21 protein-coding genes and 1 tRNA gene are annotated in these 20,133 nt (G+C 64.3%); 13 read left to right on the forward strand and 9 right to left on the reverse strand.

Annotated features, from left to right (window positions below):
* Positions 1–631 (forward strand): FAD-dependent oxidoreductase (locus KIT86_RS19260; RefSeq protein ID WP_367185454.1); only part of this gene is annotated, 631 nt, incomplete at its 5' end.
* On the opposite strand, the gene KIT86_RS19265 is transcribed toward KIT86_RS19260, so the two are convergent.
* Positions 567–1,379 (reverse strand): hypothetical protein, encoded by an 813-nt coding sequence (locus KIT86_RS19265; RefSeq protein WP_297401340.1) that lies wholly within the window; start codon positions 1,377–1,379, stop codon positions 567–569. The genes KIT86_RS19260 and KIT86_RS19265 overlap by 65 nt on opposite strands.
* Before the next feature lie 166 nt (positions 1,380–1,545).
* On the opposite strand from KIT86_RS19265, the gene KIT86_RS19270 reads away from it, so the two are divergent.
* From KIT86_RS19270 to KIT86_RS19305, 8 genes are all read left to right on the forward strand, one after another.
* Complete coding sequence (locus KIT86_RS19270) at positions 1,546–2,337, forward strand: sulfite exporter TauE/SafE family protein (RefSeq protein WP_297401341.1); 792 nt, start codon at positions 1,546–1,548, stop codon at positions 2,335–2,337.
* Between the two features lie 22 nt (positions 2,338–2,359).
* Positions 2,360–4,135, forward strand: a complete 1,776-nt coding sequence (locus tag KIT86_RS19275) for a nitrite/sulfite reductase (protein ID WP_297401342.1) — start codon at positions 2,360–2,362, stop codon at positions 4,133–4,135.
* An 11-nt stretch (positions 4,136–4,146) separates the two neighbouring features.
* Positions 4,147–4,536 carry a DUF934 domain-containing protein gene (locus KIT86_RS19280; RefSeq protein WP_297401343.1) on the forward strand — a complete coding sequence of 130 codons (390 nt, stop codon included), beginning with the start codon at positions 4,147–4,149 and terminating at the stop codon, positions 4,534–4,536.
* 82 nt (positions 4,537–4,618) lie between these two features.
* A complete protein-coding gene (locus KIT86_RS19285; RefSeq protein ID WP_297401344.1) occupies positions 4,619–5,368 on the forward strand; it encodes a phosphoadenylyl-sulfate reductase in 750 nt (249 codons plus the stop codon).
* On the forward strand, positions 5,365–6,324 hold the full coding sequence (gene cysD, locus KIT86_RS19290; protein WP_297401346.1) for a sulfate adenylyltransferase subunit CysD: 960 nt from the start codon (positions 5,365–5,367) through the stop codon (positions 6,322–6,324). Before KIT86_RS19285 ends, cysD begins: the two co-directional genes overlap by 4 nt.
* Before the next feature lie 111 nt (positions 6,325–6,435).
* Positions 6,436–7,746, forward strand: a complete 1,311-nt coding sequence (locus KIT86_RS19295) for a GTP-binding protein (RefSeq protein ID WP_297401348.1) — start codon at positions 6,436–6,438, stop codon at positions 7,744–7,746.
* Between the two features lie 102 nt (positions 7,747–7,848).
* Positions 7,849–8,178 carry a ferredoxin FdxA gene (gene fdxA / locus KIT86_RS19300; RefSeq protein ID WP_297401350.1) on the forward strand — a complete coding sequence of 110 codons (330 nt, stop codon included), beginning with the start codon at positions 7,849–7,851 and terminating at the stop codon, positions 8,176–8,178.
* 7 nt (positions 8,179–8,185) lie between these two features.
* On the forward strand, positions 8,186–9,259 hold the full coding sequence (locus KIT86_RS19305; RefSeq protein WP_297401352.1) for an NAD(P)/FAD-dependent oxidoreductase: 1,074 nt from the start codon (positions 8,186–8,188) through the stop codon (positions 9,257–9,259).
* Between the two features lie 80 nt (positions 9,260–9,339).
* On the opposite strand, the gene KIT86_RS19310 is transcribed toward KIT86_RS19305, so the two are convergent.
* Positions 9,340–9,415, reverse strand: a tRNA-Asn gene (locus KIT86_RS19310).
* A 38-nt stretch (positions 9,416–9,453) separates the two neighbouring features.
* Between KIT86_RS19310 and KIT86_RS19315 the strand changes: the two genes are divergently transcribed.
* From KIT86_RS19315 to KIT86_RS19330, 4 genes are all read left to right on the forward strand, one after another.
* A complete protein-coding gene (locus tag KIT86_RS19315; protein ID WP_297401354.1) occupies positions 9,454–9,810 on the forward strand; it encodes a VanZ family protein in 357 nt (118 codons plus the stop codon).
* 30 nt (positions 9,811–9,840) lie between these two features.
* Complete coding sequence (gene aat / locus KIT86_RS19320; protein ID WP_297401356.1) at positions 9,841–10,611, forward strand: leucyl/phenylalanyl-tRNA--protein transferase; 771 nt, start codon at positions 9,841–9,843, stop codon at positions 10,609–10,611.
* Positions 10,608–11,345: an arginyltransferase gene (locus tag KIT86_RS19325; RefSeq protein ID WP_297401358.1), complete on the forward strand. Its 738-nt coding sequence runs from the start codon at positions 10,608–10,610 to the stop codon at positions 11,343–11,345. Before aat ends, KIT86_RS19325 begins: the two co-directional genes overlap by 4 nt.
* A gap of 106 nt (positions 11,346–11,451) precedes the next feature.
* Positions 11,452–12,252 (forward strand): IclR family transcriptional regulator, encoded by an 801-nt coding sequence (locus tag KIT86_RS19330; RefSeq protein WP_297401360.1) that lies wholly within the window; start codon positions 11,452–11,454, stop codon positions 12,250–12,252.
* 70 nt (positions 12,253–12,322) lie between these two features.
* On the opposite strand, the gene KIT86_RS19335 is transcribed toward KIT86_RS19330, so the two are convergent.
* From KIT86_RS19335 to KIT86_RS19365, 7 genes are all read right to left on the reverse strand, one after another.
* Positions 12,323–13,477 (reverse strand): serine hydrolase, encoded by a 1,155-nt coding sequence (locus tag KIT86_RS19335; protein ID WP_297401362.1) that lies wholly within the window; start codon positions 13,475–13,477, stop codon positions 12,323–12,325.
* A gap of 177 nt (positions 13,478–13,654) precedes the next feature.
* Positions 13,655–15,196 carry a 2-isopropylmalate synthase gene (locus tag KIT86_RS19340; RefSeq protein ID WP_297401364.1) on the reverse strand — a complete coding sequence of 514 codons (1,542 nt, stop codon included), beginning with the start codon at positions 15,194–15,196 and terminating at the stop codon, positions 13,655–13,657.
* Positions 15,197–15,238: 42 nt separating this feature from the next.
* Positions 15,239–16,927 (reverse strand): 2-isopropylmalate synthase, encoded by a 1,689-nt coding sequence (gene leuA / locus KIT86_RS19345; protein ID WP_297401366.1) that lies wholly within the window; start codon positions 16,925–16,927, stop codon positions 15,239–15,241.
* Between the two features lie 173 nt (positions 16,928–17,100).
* Complete coding sequence (gene pssA, locus KIT86_RS19350; RefSeq protein WP_297401368.1) at positions 17,101–17,913, reverse strand: CDP-diacylglycerol--serine O-phosphatidyltransferase; 813 nt, start codon at positions 17,911–17,913, stop codon at positions 17,101–17,103.
* A 165-nt stretch (positions 17,914–18,078) separates the two neighbouring features.
* Positions 18,079–19,095 carry a ketol-acid reductoisomerase gene (gene ilvC, locus KIT86_RS19355; RefSeq protein WP_297401370.1) on the reverse strand — a complete coding sequence of 339 codons (1,017 nt, stop codon included), beginning with the start codon at positions 19,093–19,095 and terminating at the stop codon, positions 18,079–18,081.
* 142 nt (positions 19,096–19,237) lie between these two features.
* Positions 19,238–19,729 (reverse strand): acetolactate synthase small subunit, encoded by a 492-nt coding sequence (gene ilvN, locus KIT86_RS19360; protein WP_297401372.1) that lies wholly within the window; start codon positions 19,727–19,729, stop codon positions 19,238–19,240.
* Between the two features lie 117 nt (positions 19,730–19,846).
* Positions 19,847–20,133: thiamine pyrophosphate-dependent enzyme (locus tag KIT86_RS19365; protein WP_297401374.1), on the reverse strand; the 287-nt coding region annotated here is incomplete at its 5' end.

Consider the following 20,133-nt stretch of genomic DNA (forward strand, 5'->3'; position numbering starts at 1 on the left):
TCAGAGCGGCGACCCGCTGGCGGAGCGGCCCCGGCGCGACAACGGCGTGTATGTGCCCGTCTATGAAGATGCCGGACTGCCCCCCACCTGGCCGCCGCGCATCTGGGCCATGGGCTCCACCTATGAACGCGGCGAGAACACCACACAGCAAAGCGACCAGGCGCACGAACGCAATGCCGAGAGCCTGGAGGCCCTCTGCCACCCGGCGGCACAGGTGCTGCGCGAGGCCTGGCGGCATGGCGAACTGCTCGGCTGGGCTCAGGTGCGCTGCGCTTCGCTGGACCGCCTGCCGCTTGTGGGCGCGGTGCCTGATGCGGAGGCCCTTGCAGCCCAAAGGGCGGCAGCCGCCGCCCGACGAGGTCGCGTGTCATTGTCAGACGTCCCGCGCCGCCGAGGTCTTCACCTGCTGACCGCGCTGGGCTCTCGCGGCATCACGCTGGCCGCCTGGTGCGCGGACCGGCTGGCGGCCCAGATCGACGGGGCCGCAACAACGGACGCGGAAGCGGATCTTCTGCGTGCGATCGACCCTGCGCGTTTCGCCTGGAAACAGGCTCGCCGTCAGCCGCTCAGATCAGGTCCAGCCACTCCGACACCTGCCGAGGCTGGAAAGGCCGCTCCAACAAGGCGGTGATTCCCACGCGGTGCGCGTCGCGGCGCACCCGGCGGCGGCGCCACCAACCCGCCAGCGGACCGGCCAATTCCGTGGTCGCCAGGGTGAGCGCCTGGGGATTTCGGGCGACAAAGTGGCGCATCAGGGCCCAGACATCGATGCGGTGGTCGTCCAGGTTGAACACGCCACACACATATCGGTTGCGCTCCATGAGTTCAAGGGCGGTCTCGGTGTCGACCACCTCGTCCACATGGCCCACACCGGCCAGCGCCAGGCGGGTGCGCAGGTAGGTACCTTCCTGCGCCTCCGCCCCCACCACCAGCGCACGCCGCACCATCTCGGCGGGTTCGCCGATGTCCACCTCCAGGTCGATGTCCAGCGGTGCGGGCGCGGTCACATCCAGATCGAGCAGGCCCGAATCGGCCTGCCGCGCAGCGAACACCAGATCCAGGTCGTGCAGCACCGTGGCCCATTCGATTGGCCGGTCCAGCACCCGCCAGGCGTGCTCGGGAGCGTCGGGGCCCACCCATATGAGGCGCTGACCGGGTGGCATCTCCTTGGCATGCGACAGCACCGCCTCCAGGCTTTCGCCATCCACCAGCGCCACCTGGGCCACACCCGAAGGGATCACCGCCCCCGGCGCTGCCATCGGCACCCAGGGCGCGTAGGACAGCTCGCGTTCCTGCGACAGCCGAAACACCGTGTTGAGCGCATGGCGTTCCACGTCGGAAAAACCGACCACGCTGACCAGGATGCGCTGCTTTTGCATGGCGCGGATGTTACGCCCAGCAGGCCGATGTGCGGTCGCCTTTGTGCGACGAACGGGCATCCGATGTGGAATTCGGCACAAGGCTCATTTGTTTATTCCCATGAGTCATATATCCATGAACAAAAAATCGTTTGGGATATATCGATGCCTCTCTACAGTCACGCCCATGCCTGACATCGCCATCATTCTGGCCGGATTCGCTGTGGGACTCATCGTGGGTCTCACGGGCGTGGGTGGCGGTTCACTCATGACGCCCATCCTCATCTTCTTTTTCGGCGTCAAACCCTACCTGGCGGTCGGCACCGACCTGCTGTTCGCGGCTTTTACCAAGATGGGTGGCACGGTCAACCTGGCACGGCAGAAACTGGTGCCCTGGCGCGTGGTCGGCCAGCTGAGCGCGGGCAGCCTGCCTGCGGCGCTGCTGACCCTGGTGGTGCTGCGCCAGCTTGGCCCCGCCAGTGCGGCGGTGCAATCGCTGATGACAACCACGCTGGGCGTGGCGCTCCTGTTGACGGCAGTGGCCATGCTGTACAAGGCAGCGCGCGGCAAACAGCTGCTGCGCCAGGTGCCTGAAGCCCAGTTGGCGCAAGCAACGCACGCGCGCCACTGGAGCCTGCCGGTGTTGTTTGGTGCGGTGATCGGCACGCTGGTCACGCTCACCTCGGTTGGTGCGGGCGCCATCGGCGTGTCGGTGCTGCTGTTGCTGTTTCCCCTGTTGCCGCTGCCCCGAATCGTGGCAGCCGACATTGCTTACGCCGTGCCGCTGACGCTGGTTGCCGGTCTGGGCCACGCCAGCCTGGGTTCGGTGGACTGGCCGCTGCTGGCCAAGCTGCTCGCCGGTTCGCTGCCTGGCATCTGGCTGGGCACGCGCCTGATGCGCCACACCCCCGAGCGTCTGGTGCGCTCGGCGCTGTCGGTGCTGCTGGCCTATGCCGGCACCAAGCTGATGGCTTTTTGATTCCTGAAGACCCACGACGACCATGTATCAATATTCCGACTTTGACCGCCAGTTCGTGCACCTGCGCGCCGCCCAGTACCGGGACCAGCTCACCCGCTGGCAGGCTGGCACGCTCGGCGATGACGAGTTCAAGCCGCTGCGCCTGCAAAACGGCTGGTATGTGCAGCGCTTCGCGCCCATGTTGCGCGTGGCGGTGCCCTACGGGGAGATCTCCAGCCCGCAGCTGCGCGTGCTGGCGAAGATCGCACGCGACTTCGACCACAAGGAGGCGCACGACGTCAGCAAGGCCAACGCCGGCCTTTCCGAAGTGCCCACGCTGCCCGACCGCTGCGGCCACTTCACCACCCGCCAGAACGTGCAATACAACTGGATCCCACTCTCGCGCTCGGCCGATGTGATGGATCTGCTCGCCAGCGTGGGCTTGCACGGCATCCAGACCAGCGGCAACTGCATCCGCAACATCACCACCGACGCGCTCGCCGGCATCGCGGTCGACGAGGTGGCCGACCCGCGCCCCTTCGCAGAGATCCTGCGCCAGTGGAGCACGCTGCACCCCGAGTTCGCCTTCCTGCCTCGCAAGTTCAAGGTGGCCATCACTGGCGCGCGCGAAGACCGCGCCGCCACGCCCTGGCACGACGTGGGCCTGCGCCTCCTGCGCAATGTCGACGGCGACCTGGGCTTCCAGGTGCGCGTGGGCGGCGACATGGGCCGCACACCCATCATCGGCAGCGTGATCCGCGAGTACCTGCCCTGGAACCAGATCCTGAACTACCTCGAAGCGGTCGTGCGCGCCTACAACCGATTCGGCCGCCGCGACAACATCTACAAGGCCCGCATCAAGATCCTCGTGAAGGCCGAAGGCCAGGCCTTCATCGATCAGGTGGAAGCCGAGTACCGCGACATCCTCGACAAGGACGGCGCGCCGCACACCATCAGCCAGGCCGAACTGGACCGTGTGAGCGCCTTCTTTGTGCCACCCAAGCTCAATTGCGACCGCAAGAGCGCCGACGCCAAGATCGCGCACATCCTCAAGGCCGCGGCCGAGGACGACCTGGAGTTCAGCCGCTGGCTGCAGCAAAACGTCAAACCGCACCAGAATCCCGACCTGCGCGCGGTCACGCTGTCTTTCAAGCGCTTTGGGCAAGCACCCGGCGACGCCACTGCCGAGCAGCTCGAACGCGCCGCCGAACTGGCCGAACGCTTCTCGGCCGGCGAGGCCCGCGTGACGCACGAGCAGAACCTGCTCCTGCCCTGGGTGCGCTGCGACCAGTTGCCCGAACTGTGGCGCGAGGCGCGCCGCCTGGGGCTGGCCAGGCCCAACATCGGCCTGCTTACCGACATGATCGCCTGCCCAGGTGGCGACTTCTGCGATCTCGCCAATGCGCGCTCGCTGCCGCTGGCACAGGCCATCCTGGCGCGCTACAAGGACCTCGACGAGCTGCACGACCTCGGCGAGATCGATCTGCACATCAGCGGCTGCATCAACTCCTGCGGCCACCACCACAGCGGCCATATCGGCATCCTGGGCGTCGACAAGGACGGCCAGGAGTGGTACCAGGTCACCCTGGGCGGCTCGGACGGCACGCGCCTCTCGGGCGATGCCACGCCGGGCAAGGTGATCGGCCCGTCCTTCGCCGCCAGCGAAGTGCCCGATGTGATCGAGGCCCTGCTCGACACCTATCGCGCGCAGCGCACGGGCCAGGAGACCTTCGTCGCCACGCTGCGCCGCACCGGCGCCGACCCGTTCAAGATCGCCGCCAACGCGGTGCGCACGAGCACGGCCCGCGCCGCTGCCTGAGGAGAGACCCCATGAGCCAGCACCTTCAACTCTTCCGCGCCGACACCTTCGAGGCCACCGAAGCCCAGGCGCAACGCCTTCTGATCGCCAATGACGCGGACCCCCGCGAGGCCGACCTGAGCGGCATCAGCGTGGTGGAACTGCATTTCCCCAAGTTCAGTGATGGCCGCGCTTTCAGCCAAGCCTTCCTGCTGCGCCGCCGCCTGGGCTTCACGGGCCAGATCCGCGCGACCGGTGACGTCCTGATCGACCAGTTGGTGCAGATGCAACGCAGCGGCTTCAGCCAGGCCGTGCTGCGCGCGGACCAGAACCTTGCCCACGGCGAAGCACTGCTCAAGCACTACCCAGCCTTCTACCAAGGCGACGCGGTGCACACCGCACCGCATTTCGCCGCGGCCTGAACGCCAGAGCCACCGCCATGAACGCAGCGACCGACCGCATCCAGCCATTTCGCACCCAAGTGCACCGCACGGAGGTCTTCGAATGACCGCCATCGCCCTCTACAACCGCCCCTCGCCCGACTTCGCCGCCAAAGTTGCGCGCAGCATCGCGCTGTTGCGCGAAACGGCCACCAGCCACCCCAGGCTCACCCAGGCGTCCAGCCTGGGCGCGGAGGACATGGTCGTGACGCACCTGATGCATCTGGCCGGCATCGAGGCCAGCGTCTTTGTGCTGGAGACCGGCAAGCTGCACGCCGAGACGCTCGCGCTGATCCCCAAGATCGAGCAACGTTACGGCATCAGCGTGCAGGTGTTCAGGCCCAGACAGGAATCGGTCATCCACTTCGTGCGCAAGAACGGCGAAGAGGCGATGTACCGGAGCATCGAGCTGCGCAAGGCCTGCTGCGACATCCGCAAGATGGAGCCGCTCTCACGCGCTCTGGCCGGCCAGGACGGATGGATCACCGGCCTTCGCCGCGAACAATCGAACGCGCGCGCCGAGGTCGGCGAGATCGTGCAAGAGCCGGGGCGCATCAAAGTCAGCCCCATCGTCGAATGGAGCTGGGGCGACGTGTGGCATTTCATCGCCGAACACCAGCTCGACTACAACGCGCTGCACGACCAGTTCTTCCCCAGTATTGGCTGCGCGCCCTGCACGCGCGCCATCAGCGTCGGCGAGGACTTCCGAGCCGGGCGCTGGTGGTGGGAGCAGGAAAGCGCCAAGGAATGCGGGCTGCACGTGCAGCCCGCCGCCGAACCCCTCGCATCGTCTCTCGATCGGACCCACGCATGAACGCCCGCACCGAAACTGCCGTGATCCAGACGGCTCTGCAACACGCCAGTGACCACCATCTCAGCAACGCCCACCTGGACGCCCTGGAAGAAGAAACCATCTTCATCCTGCGCGAGGTGGCCGCAGCGTTCGAGCGTCCAGCGCTGCTGTTCTCCGGAGGCAAGGACTCGCTGGTCATGCTCAAGTGCGCCGAAAAGGCCTTTGGCGTCGGCCGCATCCCCTACCCGCTCCTGATGATCGACACCGGCCACAATTTTCCCGAGGTGACCGATTTCCGCGACCTGCGCGCCAGGGAGCTCGGTGCCGATCTGATCGTGCGCAGCGTCGAGGACTCGATGGCGCGCGGCACCGTGCGCCTGGCCCACCCCGGGGAGAGTCGCAACGTGCACCAGTCGGTCACGCTGCTGGAAGCCATCGAGGAATTCCGCTTCGATGCGCTGATCGGCGGCGCGCGGCGCGACGAGGAGAAGGCGCGCGCCAAGGAGCGCATCTTCAGCCACCGAGACAGTTTTGGCCAGTGGCAGCCCAAGGCGCAGCGCCCGGAACTCTGGACCCTGTTCAACACCCGGCTGCACATGGGCGAACACTTCCGCGTGTTCCCCATCAGCAACTGGACCGAGCTGGACGTGTGGCAGTACATCGCGCGCGAGAACATCGCCTTGCCTTCGATCTATTACACGCACCAGCGCGAGGTGGTGGACCGCCGCGGCCTGCTCGTTCCAGTGACCGAACTCACGCCACCACGCGACGGTGAAACCGTGGAAGTGCGCGACGTGCGCTTCCGCACCGTGGGTGACATCACCTGCACCTGCCCGGTCGAGAGCCTGGCCGCCACGGCCGACGACATCGTGATCGAGACGCTGGCCGCCGAGGTCAGCGAACGCGGTGCCACCCGCATGGACGACAAGACCTCCGACGCGTCGATGGAGAAGCGCAAGAAGGACGGGTACTTCTGACGCCCACCGCGTCGCGCCTGTGGCGCCACCTCTCCGTGATGGACGGTCTGCGGGTCAACGAAACAGCGCCCGCTACAACCTCTCACCGACATATCTCGCAGAAAGATCAAGATGACCACTGTTGAACTCACTTCCGTTGCCCAGGACACCCGCTCCGCCCTGCGCCTCATCACCTGCGGCAGCGTGGACGACGGCAAGAGCACCTTGATCGGCCGTCTGCTGGTCGACAGCAAGGCCGTGCTCCAAGACCATCTGGCCGGGGTGCAACGGCACGGCCAGACCGACCTCGCCCTGTTGACCGACGGGCTGTCGGCCGAGCGGGAGCAAGGCATCACCATCGACGTGGCCTACCGCTACTTCAGCACCGAGGCGCGCAAGTTCATCATCGGCGATGCGCCCGGTCACGAGCAATACACGCGCAACATGGTCACGGCCGCCTCCAGCGCCGATGCGGCCGTGGTGCTCGTGGACGCCACCAAGCTGAACTGGGCCGACGCCGCGCTGCAGCTGCTGCCCCAGACCCGCCGTCACAGCCTGCTGCTCAAGCTCCTGCGTGTGCCTTCGGTGGTGTTCGCCGTCAACAAGCTCGACGCCGTCGAAGACGGCAGCACGGCGTTCGCCCACATTGCCAGCGCGCTGCGAAAGTTCGCCACGCAGGCCGGCATCCCGGTCACGGCCATCGTGCCGGTGTCGGCACTCAAAGGCTGGAACGTGGTGGACGCCAGCGAGCAGGCGAACTGGTGCGGCTACAACGGACCCACGCTGCTGGAGATCCTCGAAGGCCTGCCGGTCACGCCCGCCGACAACACACTGCCCTTTGCCTTCGCCGTGCAGTGGGTGGAAAAGTTCAGCAGTTCGTCCGACACCTCGCAAGGTCGCCGCGTCTTTTGGGGCCGCGTGGCCACTGGTGGCGTACAGCCAGGCCAATCGGTGCGCATCATGCCGAACGGGCAGACCGCGTCCGTCGCGCAAGTGCTCAACCATGTGCGCCAGCCGCAGGCGGTGCTGGCCGGCCACAGCGCCGGCATCGTGCTCGACCGCGAGGTCGACGTCTCGCGGGGCGACTGGCTGTTGGCTGTGGAGGGCGGCGAAGCGCAGGACACCCTGAAGGGAAGCCGTGAGATCAGCGCCACCGTGGCATGGCTCGACGACGAGACCCTGGTGCCCGGCCGCGTGTACTGGGCGCTGCACGGTCACCGCTGGGTCAAGGCCAAGGTCAAGCGCATCGTGCACCGCCTCGACATCCACACCCTGGCCGAAGAAGAGGCCAGCCAGCTCGAGCCCAACGCCATCGGCCACATCGAGTTGGCGCTGCAAGAGCCGCTGACCACCCTGCCCTTCGCGCGCTCGCGCACCCTCGGAGCGCTCGTATTGGTGGACACCGCCAGCCACCGCACATCGGGCGCCTTGCTGGTGCTCTGAAAGACCCTCTGCCCTTAACGCGTACCCAGGCAAGGGGCTTGCGCCCGCCTGGGGTTCAGGGAAACCCTAAAATCCGGGGTTCTACCGATTCCCATCATCACCATGACCCACGTTGTCACCGAAGCCTGCATCCGCTGCAAATACACCGATTGTGTGGACGTCTGTCCCGTGGACTGCTTCCGCGAGGGCCCGAACTTCCTGACCATCGACCCGGATGAATGCATCGACTGTGCGGTGTGCATTCCCGAATGCCCGGTGAGCGCGATCTACGCCGAGGAAGACCTGCCCAAGGACCAGCAGCACATGACCGAGCTCAACGCCGAGCTCGCCCGCCTGCCGGGTTGGAAGAGCATCACCAAACGCAAGGACCCCTTGCCCGATCATGAGGAATGGAAAGACCGCACGGGCAAGCTCGCGGAGCTGATTCGCTGAACCTGGCATGACCTTCGCCAACACGCCCGACGGCACCATCGAAACCGATGCCGTCATCGTGGGCGCGGGCCCTGTCGGTCTCTTTCAGGTGTTTGAGCTGGGCCTGCTGGAGATCAAGGCGCACGTGGTCGACTCGCTCGCCTGCCCTGGCGGCCAGCCGGCCGAGTTGTACCCGGACAAGCCGATCTACGACATCCCCGCCATCCCGGTGTGCACCGGGCAGGAGCTTGTCGATCGTCTGTTGGCTCAGATCAAGCCCTTCGGCGCCACCTTCCACCTGGGCCAGGAGGTCAGCAGGGTGCAACCGCAAGAGGATGGCCGTTTCTTTGTGGCGACCTCGAAGGGCACCCGGTTTCTCACCAAAACCGTGTTCATCGCCGCCGGCGTGGGCGCTTTCATGCCCCGCAAGCTGCTTGTCGAAGGACTGGATCGGTTCGAGGACACTCAGCTGTTCTACCGCGTCATGAACCCGGCCGGCTTCGCGGGCAAGCATCTGGCCGTGATCGGAGGCGGCGATTCGGCGCTCGACTGGGCGCTGAACTTCGCGGCTGATGGGCCTCACCGGGCCGCCAGTGTGACGCTCATCCACCGCCGCGACGGCTTTCAAGCCACGCCCGCGAACGTGGCGAAAATGCGCGAACGGTGCGAGCGCCACGAGATGCAATTCATCGTGGGCCAGACAACCGGTTTTGAAGAAGCCGACGGGCGCCTTACCGGGCTGAAGGTCACGGGGCCCGACGACGTGACTCGCCGGGTGCCTCTCGATGCCTTGCTGGTGTTTCTGGGTCTCTCGCCCAAGCTCGGCCCGATCGCCGACTGGGGCCTGGACATCGAGCGAAAGCAATTGGTTGTCGATACCGAGAAGTTCTCCACCAACGTGCCAGGCATCTTCGCGGTGGGCGATATCAACACCTACCCGGGCAAGAAGAAGCTCATCCTCAGCGGTTTCCACGAGTGCGCCCTGGCCGCTTTTGGCGCCGCGCCCTTTGTCTTTCCCGACAGGAAGGTGGTGCTGCAGTACACCACCAGCAGCACCCATCTGCACCAGGTGCTGGGCGTGCAATCGCCCACGCGCGATTGAGCACGGGACGTGTTGCCAACCTTGGCGAGACGCAGAAATGACAAAGGCCTTCCGAAGAAGGCCTTTGTCATTTGTCTGTCTGGCTCCCCGACCTGGACTCGAACCAGGGACCTGCGGATTAACAGTCCGTCGCTCTACCGACTGAGCTATCAGGGAACAGCCTCGAATTATAGCGTCGTTTTTTGCGTTTTTCCATGACCCGCTTCATCTTCCTCATCAAACCACTTTTCTGGCTCAGTGTCGCGGTGCTCGCCGTTGCTTCGCTCGTCCCCACTCCCATGCTGCCACCTCAAAGCTTGAATGTGTGGGACAAGGCGCAACACGCGTTCGGATTCGCCTGGCTTGCGTGCCTGGGCCTGCTGGCATACCCGCATCGACCGAATGCCGTGGCGGCATCCCTGCTGGCCTACGGAGGCGCTATCGAACTGGCCCAGGCGGCCACGGGGTGGCGCTACGGCGAGTGGTCCGACCTCGCCGCCGATGGCGTGGGCATCTTGCTGGGCGCAATGGCGTGGTGGCTTCTTCGTCGGATCGCGCGCCCTGCCACTTGAAACCACGGGGCCGCCGCGCACAATAGCGCCATGTCACACGCCCCGCCCAACAGAGCATTGCCGTGGCTCGAGCCTGGCCAGGCCTTTCCCTCCGTGGAATCGGCCTGGAGCGCTTCAGACCCTGCGCCCGGCCTTCTCGCCGCAGGCGGGGTGCTGGATGTACCCACGCTGGTCGCCGCCTACTCCCGCGGCATCTTCCCCTGGTACAGCGCGGGTCAACCCATTCTGTGGTGGAGCACCGACCCTCGCATGGTGCTGGAGACCCGCCAGTTCCGGCTTCATCGCTCGCTGCGGAAAACAATCACCCGGCTGCTGCGCGAACAACGACTGGTTGTGCGCTTCGACCACGATTTTGAACGGGTCATCCGCGCCTGTGCACACACTCCGCGCGATGGACAGAACGGCACCTGGATCCTGCCCGCCATGGTGGAGGCCTACGTCCGGCTTCATCATGCAGGACTTGCGCACAGCGTGGAAACCTGGCTCGATGGCGAGCTCGCCGGCGGTCTGTATTGCGTGAACCTCGGCGCCATGGTGTACGGCGAATCGATGTTCAGCCGGCAAAGCGACGCATCCAAGATGGCGTTGGCGGCCTTGATCGCCTTCTGTCGCCATCACTCGATGCCCCTCATCGACTGCCAGCAGAACACCTCGCACCTGGCTTCGCTTGGGGGCCAGCTCATGGCTCGCGACGAGTTCTGCCGACACGTTCGAATGGCCCTGCCGCACCCGGCCCCACGATGGGAATTCGAGCCCGTATACTGGCAGCACATCCTCTCTGCCGACGGTCCTCGCGCGTGACCCACCTCAAAGAACTCCCGCTTCAGGCGCTGCAGTTTTACGCCACGGCACCTTACCCGTGCAGCTACCTGCCGGACCGTCAGGCGCGGTCGCAGGTTGCCACCCCCAGCCACCTTATTCACAACGACGCGTATTCGGATCTGGTCACGCACGGCTTTCGGCGCAGCGGCATGTTCACGTACCGCCCGTATTGCGATGGCTGCCAGGCGTGTGTGCCACTGCGCGTGCCAGTTGCCTCGTTCAATCCCAACCGGAGCCAGCGTCGATCAATGAAGCAGCACGGCATGCTGCAGACGCGCGTGCTCAAGCTGTGCTTCATCCCAGAGCACTACCAGCTCTATCTGCGCTATCAGAACAGCCGGCATGCCGGCGGTGGAATGGACCACGACAGCATCGACCAGTACACCCAGTTCCTCTTGCAGAGCAGGGTCAATTCGCGGCTGGTGGAGTTTCATCAACCCGCGCCCGACGGTGGCCCGTCCAAGCTCAAGATGGTTTCGATCGTCGACGTGCTGAACGACGGGCTCTCGGCGGTGTACACGTTCTATGAGCCGGACGAGAAGGCCAGCTACGGAACGTACAGCGTGCTCTGGCAGATCAACCAGGCGCGCGCGTTGGAATTGCCTCATGTGTACCTGGGATACTGGATCGGGCAGAGCAGCAAGATGAACTACAAGGCCGGCTTCCAGCCGCACGAGTTGCTGCTCGAAGGCCGGTGGATCACGGCGCCCTGAAATGGGTTGGTGCGCTTGGCGGACGGCTTGGACGCCATCCTGTCGCAACACCGGTTGGAGGAAGTGGATTTCATCTTGTAAAATCAAGAACAACCTCTAACCTCTCATGACAAAACGTTCCGAGACCCTTCCAAGCACGCCCACTGTCCAGGTGATCGAACGCATGTTCAATCTCCTGGAGGTGCTGGCCTCGCGCGAGGAACCGGTGTCGCTGAAGGAAATCAGCGAGAAGACCGGCCTGCATCCATCGACCGCGCACCGCATCCTCAACGACCTGACCATTGGCCGTTTTGTCGACCGGCCCGAAGCTGGCAGCTACCGGCTCGGCATGCGCCTGCTGGAGCTTGGCAACCTGGTCAAGGCGCGGCTGAGCGTGCGCGATGCCGCCCTGCTCCCCATGCGCGAGCTGCACAAACTGATCCAGCAACCGGTGAACCTGAGCGTGCGCCAGGGCGACGAGATCGTGTATGTGGAGCGGGCGTACAGCGAGCGCTCGGGCATGCAGGTGGTTCGTGCCATCGGTGGCCGGGCGCCCCTGCACCTCACCTCCGTGGGCAAGCTCTTTCTGGCTGACGACGAGCCGCAACGGGTGCGTGCATACGCCACCCGAACCGGACTGGCGGGCAATACGCGCAACAGCCTGACCCAGCTCGCCACCCTGGAGCGCGAACTGGCGCAATGCCGCCAAGCCGGCCTTGCCCGGGACAATGAGGAGCTTGAGCTGGGCGTGAGGTGCATGGCCGCTGGCATCTACGATGACCAGAGCAAGCTGGTGGCAGGCCTGTCGATTTCCGCCCCTGCCGATCGCATCGACGAGAGCTGGGTCCCCAAATTGCGGTCCACCGCCGCCGAGATTTCGGCCGCACTGGGCTGCCCCAAGGTGCCGACGCCAGCATCCGCCCGCTGATCAGCGTGCCCAATGACGCCCCATGAAAAACGGCCCTCACGGGCCGTTTTTCATGGGGCGGGTAGAAGGCTCAGCCCTGGGGGCGGGGCATCACGCGCGCGTCGGTCTGCACTTCCACCCATCGCCTCACGCGTTCGGCGTCCTGCATGCGGCCCACTTTGCCGGTGGCGTCCAGAAACACCATGATCAGCTGGCGGCCGGCCACCTTGGCCTGCATCACCAGGCAGCGGCCAGCTTCGGAGATGTACCCGGTCTTCTGCAGGCCGATGTCCCATGAGGGGTTCTTGATCAGGCCATTCGAGTTGTTGTAGTGCAGCGTGCGACGGCCGAGATCGACTTCGTAGCTGGGTGACGTGGACAGGTCGCGCAGGATGGGGCGCTGGTAGGCTGCAGACACCAGGGTCGCCAGATCGCGCGCGCTCGACTGGTTGGAGCTGGACAGACCGGTGGGCTCAACGTAACGGGTGTCCGCCATGCCCAGCTCCATGGCCTTCTTGTTCATCAGGCGCACGAACTCGGCAAGACCACCGGGATAGGTGCGGCCAAGCGCATGGGCCGCGCGGTTTTCACTGGACATCAAAGCCAGGTGCATCAGCTCGCCACGACTGAGCGTGGTGCCGACGGCCAGACGCGAACTGCTTCCCTTGTAGGTGTCCACATCATCCTGCGTGATGGTGATCATTTCCTGCATGTTCAGGTGAGCGTCCGCCACCACCAGGCCCGTCATAAGCTTGGTCAGCGAGGCGATGGGCAGCACGGCCGCGTCGTTCTTGCTGAACAGCACTTCGTTGGTTTCCTGATCGATTACCAGGGCAACGCTGGAGTTGAGTTCGAGAGGATCGTCCATGGAGCGCAGGCCCAGGCGCGAGCCTTCGGAGAGGCGGGGCGCCGCGGCCGCACGCATCACGTTCTGGGTCGCCGCCGGTTTGCGTTGAACAGCCACCTTGTGCAGCGAAGTCGTCTTGCCCGCCGCCATCTGCACCTTCACACGCTGCTGGGGCTTGCTCGCCACGCGAACGGCCTTGCGCGCCGGGGCTTGCACCACCTTGGGCTGGGCCTTCTTGGCCACCGTGCGCTTGGGGGCGGCCTTGGCCGTCACCGTCTTCTTGGCGGTCTTCGTGTTGCTCGCGGCCTGCGCCTGCAAGGGCGCGAAGGAAAGCGCGACCCAGCCGGCGGCTGCCGCAACCAGCACAAATTTGCGAAAACGAGCGACGCCGATGACCATGAATCCACTCCAGCAACAGGAACTGCGCAGGAGTGGAGTATAGGCATTCAGAAAAAAACTAGCAATATCAAAAGCTTGGGAAATTGTCTTCAGTGATCGGTAGAACAAGTGCTACTTTTGGTGTCTTTTCTGCGCCTCACGAAACACAATTCATCAAGCCTTTGATTTCATTGGGTTTTACCCCTGGGCCGCGACCCGGTCCGCCTTACTGTGCAGCTTGTTCAAGGCACTGAGGTACGCTTTGGCCGATGCCACGACGATGTCCGGATCAGCGCCCACGCCATTGACCACACGGCCACCGTGCTGGAGGCGCACCGTCACCTCGCCCTGGCTCTCGGTCGAGCCGCTGGTGATGGCGTTGACCGAGTACAGCAGCAGCTCGGCCCCGCTCTTGACGTGGTTCTCGATCGCCTTCAACGACGCGTCCACGGGACCATTGCCGTCGCTTTCCCCCTGGATTTCCTTGCCATCCACGGTGAAAACCACGCTGGCGTGCGGGCGCTCCCCGGTTTCGCTGCGCTGCTTCAGGGAGACCAGACCGTATTGTTCCTTTTCCGCGGTCACGCTCTCGTCGCTGCACAGGGCCAGAATGTCCTCGTCGAAGATCTCGCTCTTGCGGTCGGCCAGTTCCTTGAATGCGGCAAAGGCGGTGTTGATCTCGCTCTCGGACTCCATCTCGATGCCCAAGTCCTGCAGACGCTGCTTGAATGCATTGCGGCCACTGAGCTTGCCCAGCACGATTTTGTTGGCGCTCCAGCCCACGTCTTCGGCGCGCATGATTTCATAGGTGTCGCGCGCCTTGAGAACGCCATCCTGGTGAATGCCGCTGGCATGGGCGAACGCGTTGGCGCCCACCACCGCCTTGTTGGGCTGCACGACGAACCCTGTCGTCTGGCTCACCATGCGGCTGGCCGGCACGATCTGGGTGGCATCCACGCCCACATCCAGGCCGAAGTAGTCGCGCCGCGTGCGCACCGCCATGACGATTTCTTCCAGCGAGCAGTTGCCCGCGCGCTCGCCCAGGCCGTTGATGGTGCATTCCACCTGGCGCGCACCACCAATCTTCACGCCTGCCAGCGAGTTCGCCACGGCCATTCCAAGGTCGTTGTGGCAATGCACCGACCAGATGGCCTTGTCGGAGTTGGGCACGCGCTCGCGCAGGGTGCGGATGAAATCGCCGTAGAGTTCGGGAATCGCATAGCCGACCGTGTCCGGAATGTTGAGCGTCGTGGCGCCTTCCTTGATCACGGCCTCGAGCACGCGGCAGAGAAAGTCAACGTCGCTGCGGTAGCCGTCTTCCGGGCTGAACTCGATGTCGTCCACCAGGTTGCGAGCGAAGCGCACCGATTGCACCGCCTGCTCCAGCACCTGCTCGGGCGTCATGCGCAGTTTCTTCTCCATGTGCAGCGCACTGGTGGCAATGAAGGTGTGAATGCGGGCGCGCTGAGCTCCCTTGAGCGCTTGCGCGGCGCGCGCGATGTCTCTGTCGTTGGCCCGTGCCAGTGAGCACACCGTGGAGTCCTTGATGGTGTTGGCGATGGCCTGCACGCAGTCGAAGTCCCCGTTGGAACTGGCCGCGAAACCAGCCTCGATCACGTCCACCTTGAGGCGCTCAAGCTGGCGCGCGATGCGCAGCTTCTCGTCCTTCGTCATGGACGCGCCGGGCGATTGCTCACCGTCGCGCAGGGTGGTGTCAAAAATGATCAGTTTGTCGCTCATGGGAACTCCATTCAAGGTTTTCTCTATCGATCCAGTCCGGCATCAGACGGCCTGGGTTTCGGATTCTCTGATGTGGGACCGCGTCACCCGGTGCAGACCAGACAGGATGGCCTTGAACGACGCCGAGACAATGTTGGCGTCGATGCCCACCCCGAACACCGTGCGCGCCTCATCGATGCGCATCTCCACATAGGCCACGGCACGCGCCTGCGCGCCTGAGCCAATAGCGTGCTCGTGATAGTCGAGCACGCGCACCTGGCGCCCGAGCGCAATGGTGAGGCCGTTGACGAAAGCGTCGATCGGGCCGTTGCCCTGCCCGTCCACCACCACCGGCTCCCCTCCCATCTCCACCTGGGCCGCCACGCGCACGCCTTCGCCCGAGACGTCCTCCATCACAGGCTGCAGCGGCGCGCGTGCGTGGGACAGGCCGTATTCCTGCTCGAAGATATCCCACAGGTCAGCCGCAGCCAGCTCCTTGCCGTTGGCATCCATCACCGCCTGCACCACCTGGCTGAACTCGATCTGCAGGCGACGCGGCAGTTCCAGACCGTACTCGTTTTCAAGCAGGTAGGCGATCCCTCCCTTGCCGGACTGGCTGTTCACACGGATCACGGCTTCATAGCTGCGCCCCAGGTCCTTGGGGTCCACGGGGAGGTAGGGGATGTTCCAGGCTTCGTCTTCCTGCCGCGCGGCGAACGCCTTGCGGATGGCATCCTGGTGGGAGCCCGAAAACGAGGTGTAGACCAGATCACCCACGTAGGGATGGCGCGGGTGCACCGGCAACTGATTGCAGTGCTCGACCGTGCGGCGGATCTCGTCGATGTCGGAGAAGTCCAGGCCCGGCGAAACGCCTTGCGTGTAGAGATTGAGCGCGACATTGACGAGGTCGAGGTTGCCCGTGCGCTCGCCATTGCCGAACAGGCAGCCTTCGATGCGATCTGCACCTGCCATCAATGCGAACTCGCCAGCGGCGGTGCCTGTACCGCGGTCATTGTGCGGATGCACGGACAGCACGATCGCCTCGCGGCGGGCGAGGTGGCGGTGCATCCACTCGATCATGTCGGCAAAGATGTTGGGCGTGCTGTGCTCTACCGTGGATGGCAGGTTGATGATGCACTTGCGTTCGGCGCTTGGCTGCCACACCTCGGTGACAGCATCGACCACGCGTTTGGAGAAAGCGAGCTCAGTGCCAGAGAACATTTCCGGCGAGTACTGAAAGGTCCATTGCGTGGCAGGCTGCAAGGCGGCGAGCTCGCGGAAAAGGCGGGCCTGCGAAGTGGCCAGCTCGACGATCTCGTTCTCGTCCATGCCCAGCACCACGCGCCGCATGACCGGGGCCACGGCGTTGTAGAGGTGCACGATGGCCCGGGGTGCTCCTTGCAAGGACTCGAAGGTGCGCCGGATCAACGGTTCTCGGGCCTGGGTCAGGACCTGGATGGTGACGTCGTCCGGGATGAGGCGCTCGTCAATGAGACGGCGCAGGAAATCGAATTCGGTCTGTGAAGCCGAAGGGAATCCGACCTCGATCTCCTTGAAACCGATCTTCACCAGAAGTTCAAACATGCGCAGTTTGCGCTCCACATCCATGGGCTCGATCAGCGCCTGGTTGCCGTCGCGCAAGTCGGTGCTCAGCCAGATGGGGGCCTGGGTGAGGACGGCGTCGGGCCAGGTGCGGTCTTTGAGACCGATCGGCTGGAAGGCGGGATACTTGCTGGCTGGGTTTTTCAACATGATGCTCTTTCGATGTTACTGAAACCCGCAGCCCCAAAACAAAAACGGCCCGCTGCAGGTGCAAACGGGCCGTTTTGAATGGAATGCGCGCGCGCTACCAAGCCTGCCCGTGTCGGACATCCAGTAGTAGGGCGAAAGCGCGAAAACTCATGGGTCAAACTGTATCACAAAGCTCAATCGTCATGCAGGCCACGTTCATCGGGCTCGTCTGTGGAGGTGCTGATCACGCTGGTGGGGCGGCCCTTGGCCTTGCGCCAGAAGTAGACCCCGTAGCCGGACAAGCCATAGACGACGAAAAGCGCGAACAGCACGGTGGGCGGGTGGATGTTGATGACAGCGATGCCCAAGGCCACCAGCACGATGGCAGCGAACGGCACGCTCTTTTTCAGGCTCAGGTCCTTGAAGCTGTAGAAGGGCACGTTGGTCACCATCGTCAAGCCCGTATAGAGCGTGATGACGAACATCGGCCAGGTCACGTCCTGCGCAGGGACCTCCAGTTCGGTCATGAGCCAGATGAAGCCCGCCACCAAAGCGGCGGCCGCAGGAGACGGCAGCCCCTGGAAATAGCGCTTGTCGACCACGGCGGTGTTGACATTGAAACGTGCCAGCCGCAGCGCCGCACAGGCACAGTACACAAAGGCCGCGATCCAGCCCCAGCGCCCGATGTCGCGCAAGGTCCATTCGTAGGCGATGAGCGCAGGGGCCGCGCCAAAAGACACCATGTCGGACAGCGAGTCCATCTGTTCGCCGAACGCGCTTTGCGTGTTGGTGAGGCGCGCGACACGGCCATCCAGACTGTCGAGCACCATGGCGACGAAAATGCCCACGGTCGCGAGGTCGTAGCGGCCATTCATGGCCATGACCACCGAGTAGAAGCCCCCGAACAGGGCCGCGAGCGTGATCATGTTGGGCACCATGTAGATGCCCTTGGGGCGCCGGGGGCGTTCGTCGCTTGGCGTCATAGTGGTTTCGGTTCCGTCGTGCATTTCGGGTCTCCGTGCGTTGCCGCACCACAGGAACCACCGGCACCTGGGGCGAGACTCCCGCACAGAATGCCTCAGTGTAAAGCAGTGTGTCTGTAGGAAAAGACGACAAAGGCCACCGAAGTGGCCTTTGCAGTCGATGCGCGCCGGCTGGCGGCGGCTGGACGGTCAGTTGCGGGTCTGGTCCACCAGCTTGTTCTTGGCGATCCAGGGCATCATGGCGCGCAGCTGGGCACCCACGACCTCGATGCTGTGTTCGGCCGTGTTGCGGCGGCGAGCGGTCATGCTCGGGTAGTTGGTGCGGCCTTCCGAGATGAACATCTTGGCGTACTCACCATTCTGGATGCGCTTGAGCGCGTTGCGCATGGCCACGCGGGACTGCTCGTTGATGACTTCGCGGCCGGTCACGTACTCACCATACTCGGCGTTGTTCGAAATCGAGTAGTTCATGTTGGCGATCCCGCCTTCGTAGATCAGGTCCACGATGAGCTTGAGCTCGTGCAGGCACTCGAAGTACGCCATTTCAGGCGCATAGCCAGCTTCGACCAGGGTTTCGTAGCCCATCTTGATCAGCTCGACGGCACCGCCGCACAGCACGGCCTGTTCGCCGAACAGGTCGGTCTCGGTCTCTTCCTTGAAGTTGGTCTCGATGATGCCGGCCTTGCCGCCGCCATTGGCCATGGCGTAGCTCAGGGCCAGGTCACGCGCCTTGCCGCTCTTGTCCTGATGCACGGCCACGAGGTGGGGCACACCGCCACCCTGGGTGTACGTGTTGCGCACGGTGTGACCCGGGGCCTTGGGAGCGACCATCCACACGTCCAGATCGGCGCGCGGCACGACCTGGTTGTAGTGCACGTTGAAACCATGGGCAAAGGCCAGCGAGCCGCCTTGCTTGATATTGGGCTCGACGTTGTTCTTGTAGACCTCGGCGATCTGCTCGTCGGGCAGCAGGATCATGACCACGTCAGCAGCCTTGACGGCTTCGTTCACTTCCAGAACGTTCAGACCGGCCTTGCCGACCTTGTCCCAGGAAGCGCCGCCCTTGCGCAGACCGACCACGACCTTCACGCCGCTGTCGTTGAGGTTCTGTGCGTGTGCGTGGCCCTGGCTGCCGTAGCCGATGATGGCCACGGTCTTGCCCTTGATCAGGGACAGGTCACAGTCTTTGTCGTAGAAAACTTTCATGCTTTGCTCCAATGGATTTGATGGGTTGTGCCGTTCTTCGCGAGCCTGTCGAAGGGCTCTCGGTACCTCGGCCTGCCACAAGGGCGGGCCGGGGCTTCGACAGGCTCAGCGCGAACGGGCAAATGGCTGAGCCCCGAAAAAGTCAAACGCGCAGGATTCTCTCACCCCGGCCGATGCCGCTGGCGCCCGTGCGCACGGTCTCCAGGATCGACGAGCGATCGATCGCCTCCAGGAAGGCATCGTTCTTGCCCTGATCGCCTGTGAGTTCGATGGTGTAGCTCTTCTCGGTCACATCGATGATGCGGCCGCGGAAGATGTCGGCCATGCGCTTCATTTCCTCACGCTCCTTGCCCACGGCACGAACCTTCACCATCATGAGCTCTCGCTCGGTGTAGGCGCCCTCCGTGAGGTCCACCACCTTGACGACTTCGATGAGGCGGTTCAGGTGCTTGGTGATCTGCTCGATGACGTCGTCCGACCCGGTGGTCTGGATCGTCATGCGCGAGAGGCTGGGGTCTTCGGTGGGCGCCACTGTCAGGGATTCGATGTTGTAGCCACGGGCCGAGAACAGTCCCACCACGCGGGACAAGGCGCCGGCTTCGTTTTCCAGCAGGACAGCGATGATGTGTTTCATGTGCGATTCCTCTTTTCGCCGCCCTCCCCTGCGCACGGTAATGCGCAGGCTTGGCGGACAATAGATTCGTCTGAGGGGATGAAGCGGCGAAGGCTTTTCGCCGCTTCGCTTCGGGGATTACAGGTCTTCGGAACCCAGCAGCATCTCGGTGATGCCCTTGCCGGCCTGAACCATCGGGAACACGTTCTCGGTGGGGTCGGTGCGGAAGTCCATGAAGACCGTTCGGTCCTTGAGCTTGCGCGCTTCGCGCAGGGCCGGCTCGACGTCTTCGGGCCGCTCGATCAGCATGCCCACATGGCCGTACGCCTCGGCGAGCTTGACGAAGTTCGGCAGTGCGTCCATGTAGCTGTGGCTGTAGCGGCCTTCGTAGTCGATCTCCTGCCACTGGCGAACCATGCCGAGAT

This window comes from Hydrogenophaga sp. (assembly GCF_026125825.1).
Lineage (GTDB): Bacteria > Pseudomonadota > Gammaproteobacteria > Burkholderiales > Burkholderiaceae_C > Hydrogenophaga.

What these genes read in the sequence shown, in the direction of transcription:
- KIT86_RS19265 (WP_297401340.1), bottom strand. Translation starts at nt 1,379, where the DNA reads ATGCAAAAGCAGCGCATCCTGGTCAGCGTGGTCGGTTTTTCCGACGTG.
- KIT86_RS19270 (WP_297401341.1), top strand. Translation starts at nt 1,546, where the DNA reads ATGCCTGACATCGCCATCATTCTGGCCGGATTCGCTGTGGGACTCATC.
- KIT86_RS19275 (WP_297401342.1), top strand. Translation starts at nt 2,360, where the DNA reads ATGTATCAATATTCCGACTTTGACCGCCAGTTCGTGCACCTGCGCGCC.
- KIT86_RS19280 (WP_297401343.1), top strand. Translation starts at nt 4,147, where the DNA reads ATGAGCCAGCACCTTCAACTCTTCCGCGCCGACACCTTCGAGGCCACC.
- KIT86_RS19285 (WP_297401344.1), top strand. Translation starts at nt 4,619, where the DNA reads ATGACCGCCATCGCCCTCTACAACCGCCCCTCGCCCGACTTCGCCGCC.
- cysD (WP_297401346.1), top strand. Translation starts at nt 5,365, where the DNA reads ATGAACGCCCGCACCGAAACTGCCGTGATCCAGACGGCTCTGCAACAC.
- KIT86_RS19295 (WP_297401348.1), top strand. Translation starts at nt 6,436, where the DNA reads ATGACCACTGTTGAACTCACTTCCGTTGCCCAGGACACCCGCTCCGCC.
- fdxA (WP_297401350.1), top strand. Translation starts at nt 7,849, where the DNA reads ATGACCCACGTTGTCACCGAAGCCTGCATCCGCTGCAAATACACCGAT.
- KIT86_RS19305 (WP_297401352.1), top strand. Translation starts at nt 8,186, where the DNA reads ATGACCTTCGCCAACACGCCCGACGGCACCATCGAAACCGATGCCGTC.
- KIT86_RS19315 (WP_297401354.1), top strand. Translation starts at nt 9,454, where the DNA reads ATGACCCGCTTCATCTTCCTCATCAAACCACTTTTCTGGCTCAGTGTC.
- aat (WP_297401356.1), top strand. Translation starts at nt 9,841, where the DNA reads ATGTCACACGCCCCGCCCAACAGAGCATTGCCGTGGCTCGAGCCTGGC.
- KIT86_RS19330 (WP_297401360.1), top strand. Translation starts at nt 11,452, where the DNA reads ATGACAAAACGTTCCGAGACCCTTCCAAGCACGCCCACTGTCCAGGTG.
- KIT86_RS19335 (WP_297401362.1), bottom strand. Translation starts at nt 13,477, where the DNA reads ATGGTCATCGGCGTCGCTCGTTTTCGCAAATTTGTGCTGGTTGCGGCA.
- KIT86_RS19340 (WP_297401364.1), bottom strand. Translation starts at nt 15,196, where the DNA reads ATGAGCGACAAACTGATCATTTTTGACACCACCCTGCGCGACGGTGAG.
- leuA (WP_297401366.1), bottom strand. Translation starts at nt 16,927, where the DNA reads ATGTTGAAAAACCCAGCCAGCAAGTATCCCGCCTTCCAGCCGATCGGT.
- pssA (WP_297401368.1), bottom strand. Translation starts at nt 17,913, where the DNA reads ATGCACGACGGAACCGAAACCACTATGACGCCAAGCGACGAACGCCCC.
- ilvC (WP_297401370.1), bottom strand. Translation starts at nt 19,095, where the DNA reads ATGAAAGTTTTCTACGACAAAGACTGTGACCTGTCCCTGATCAAGGGC.
- ilvN (WP_297401372.1), bottom strand. Translation starts at nt 19,729, where the DNA reads ATGAAACACATCATCGCTGTCCTGCTGGAAAACGAAGCCGGCGCCTTG.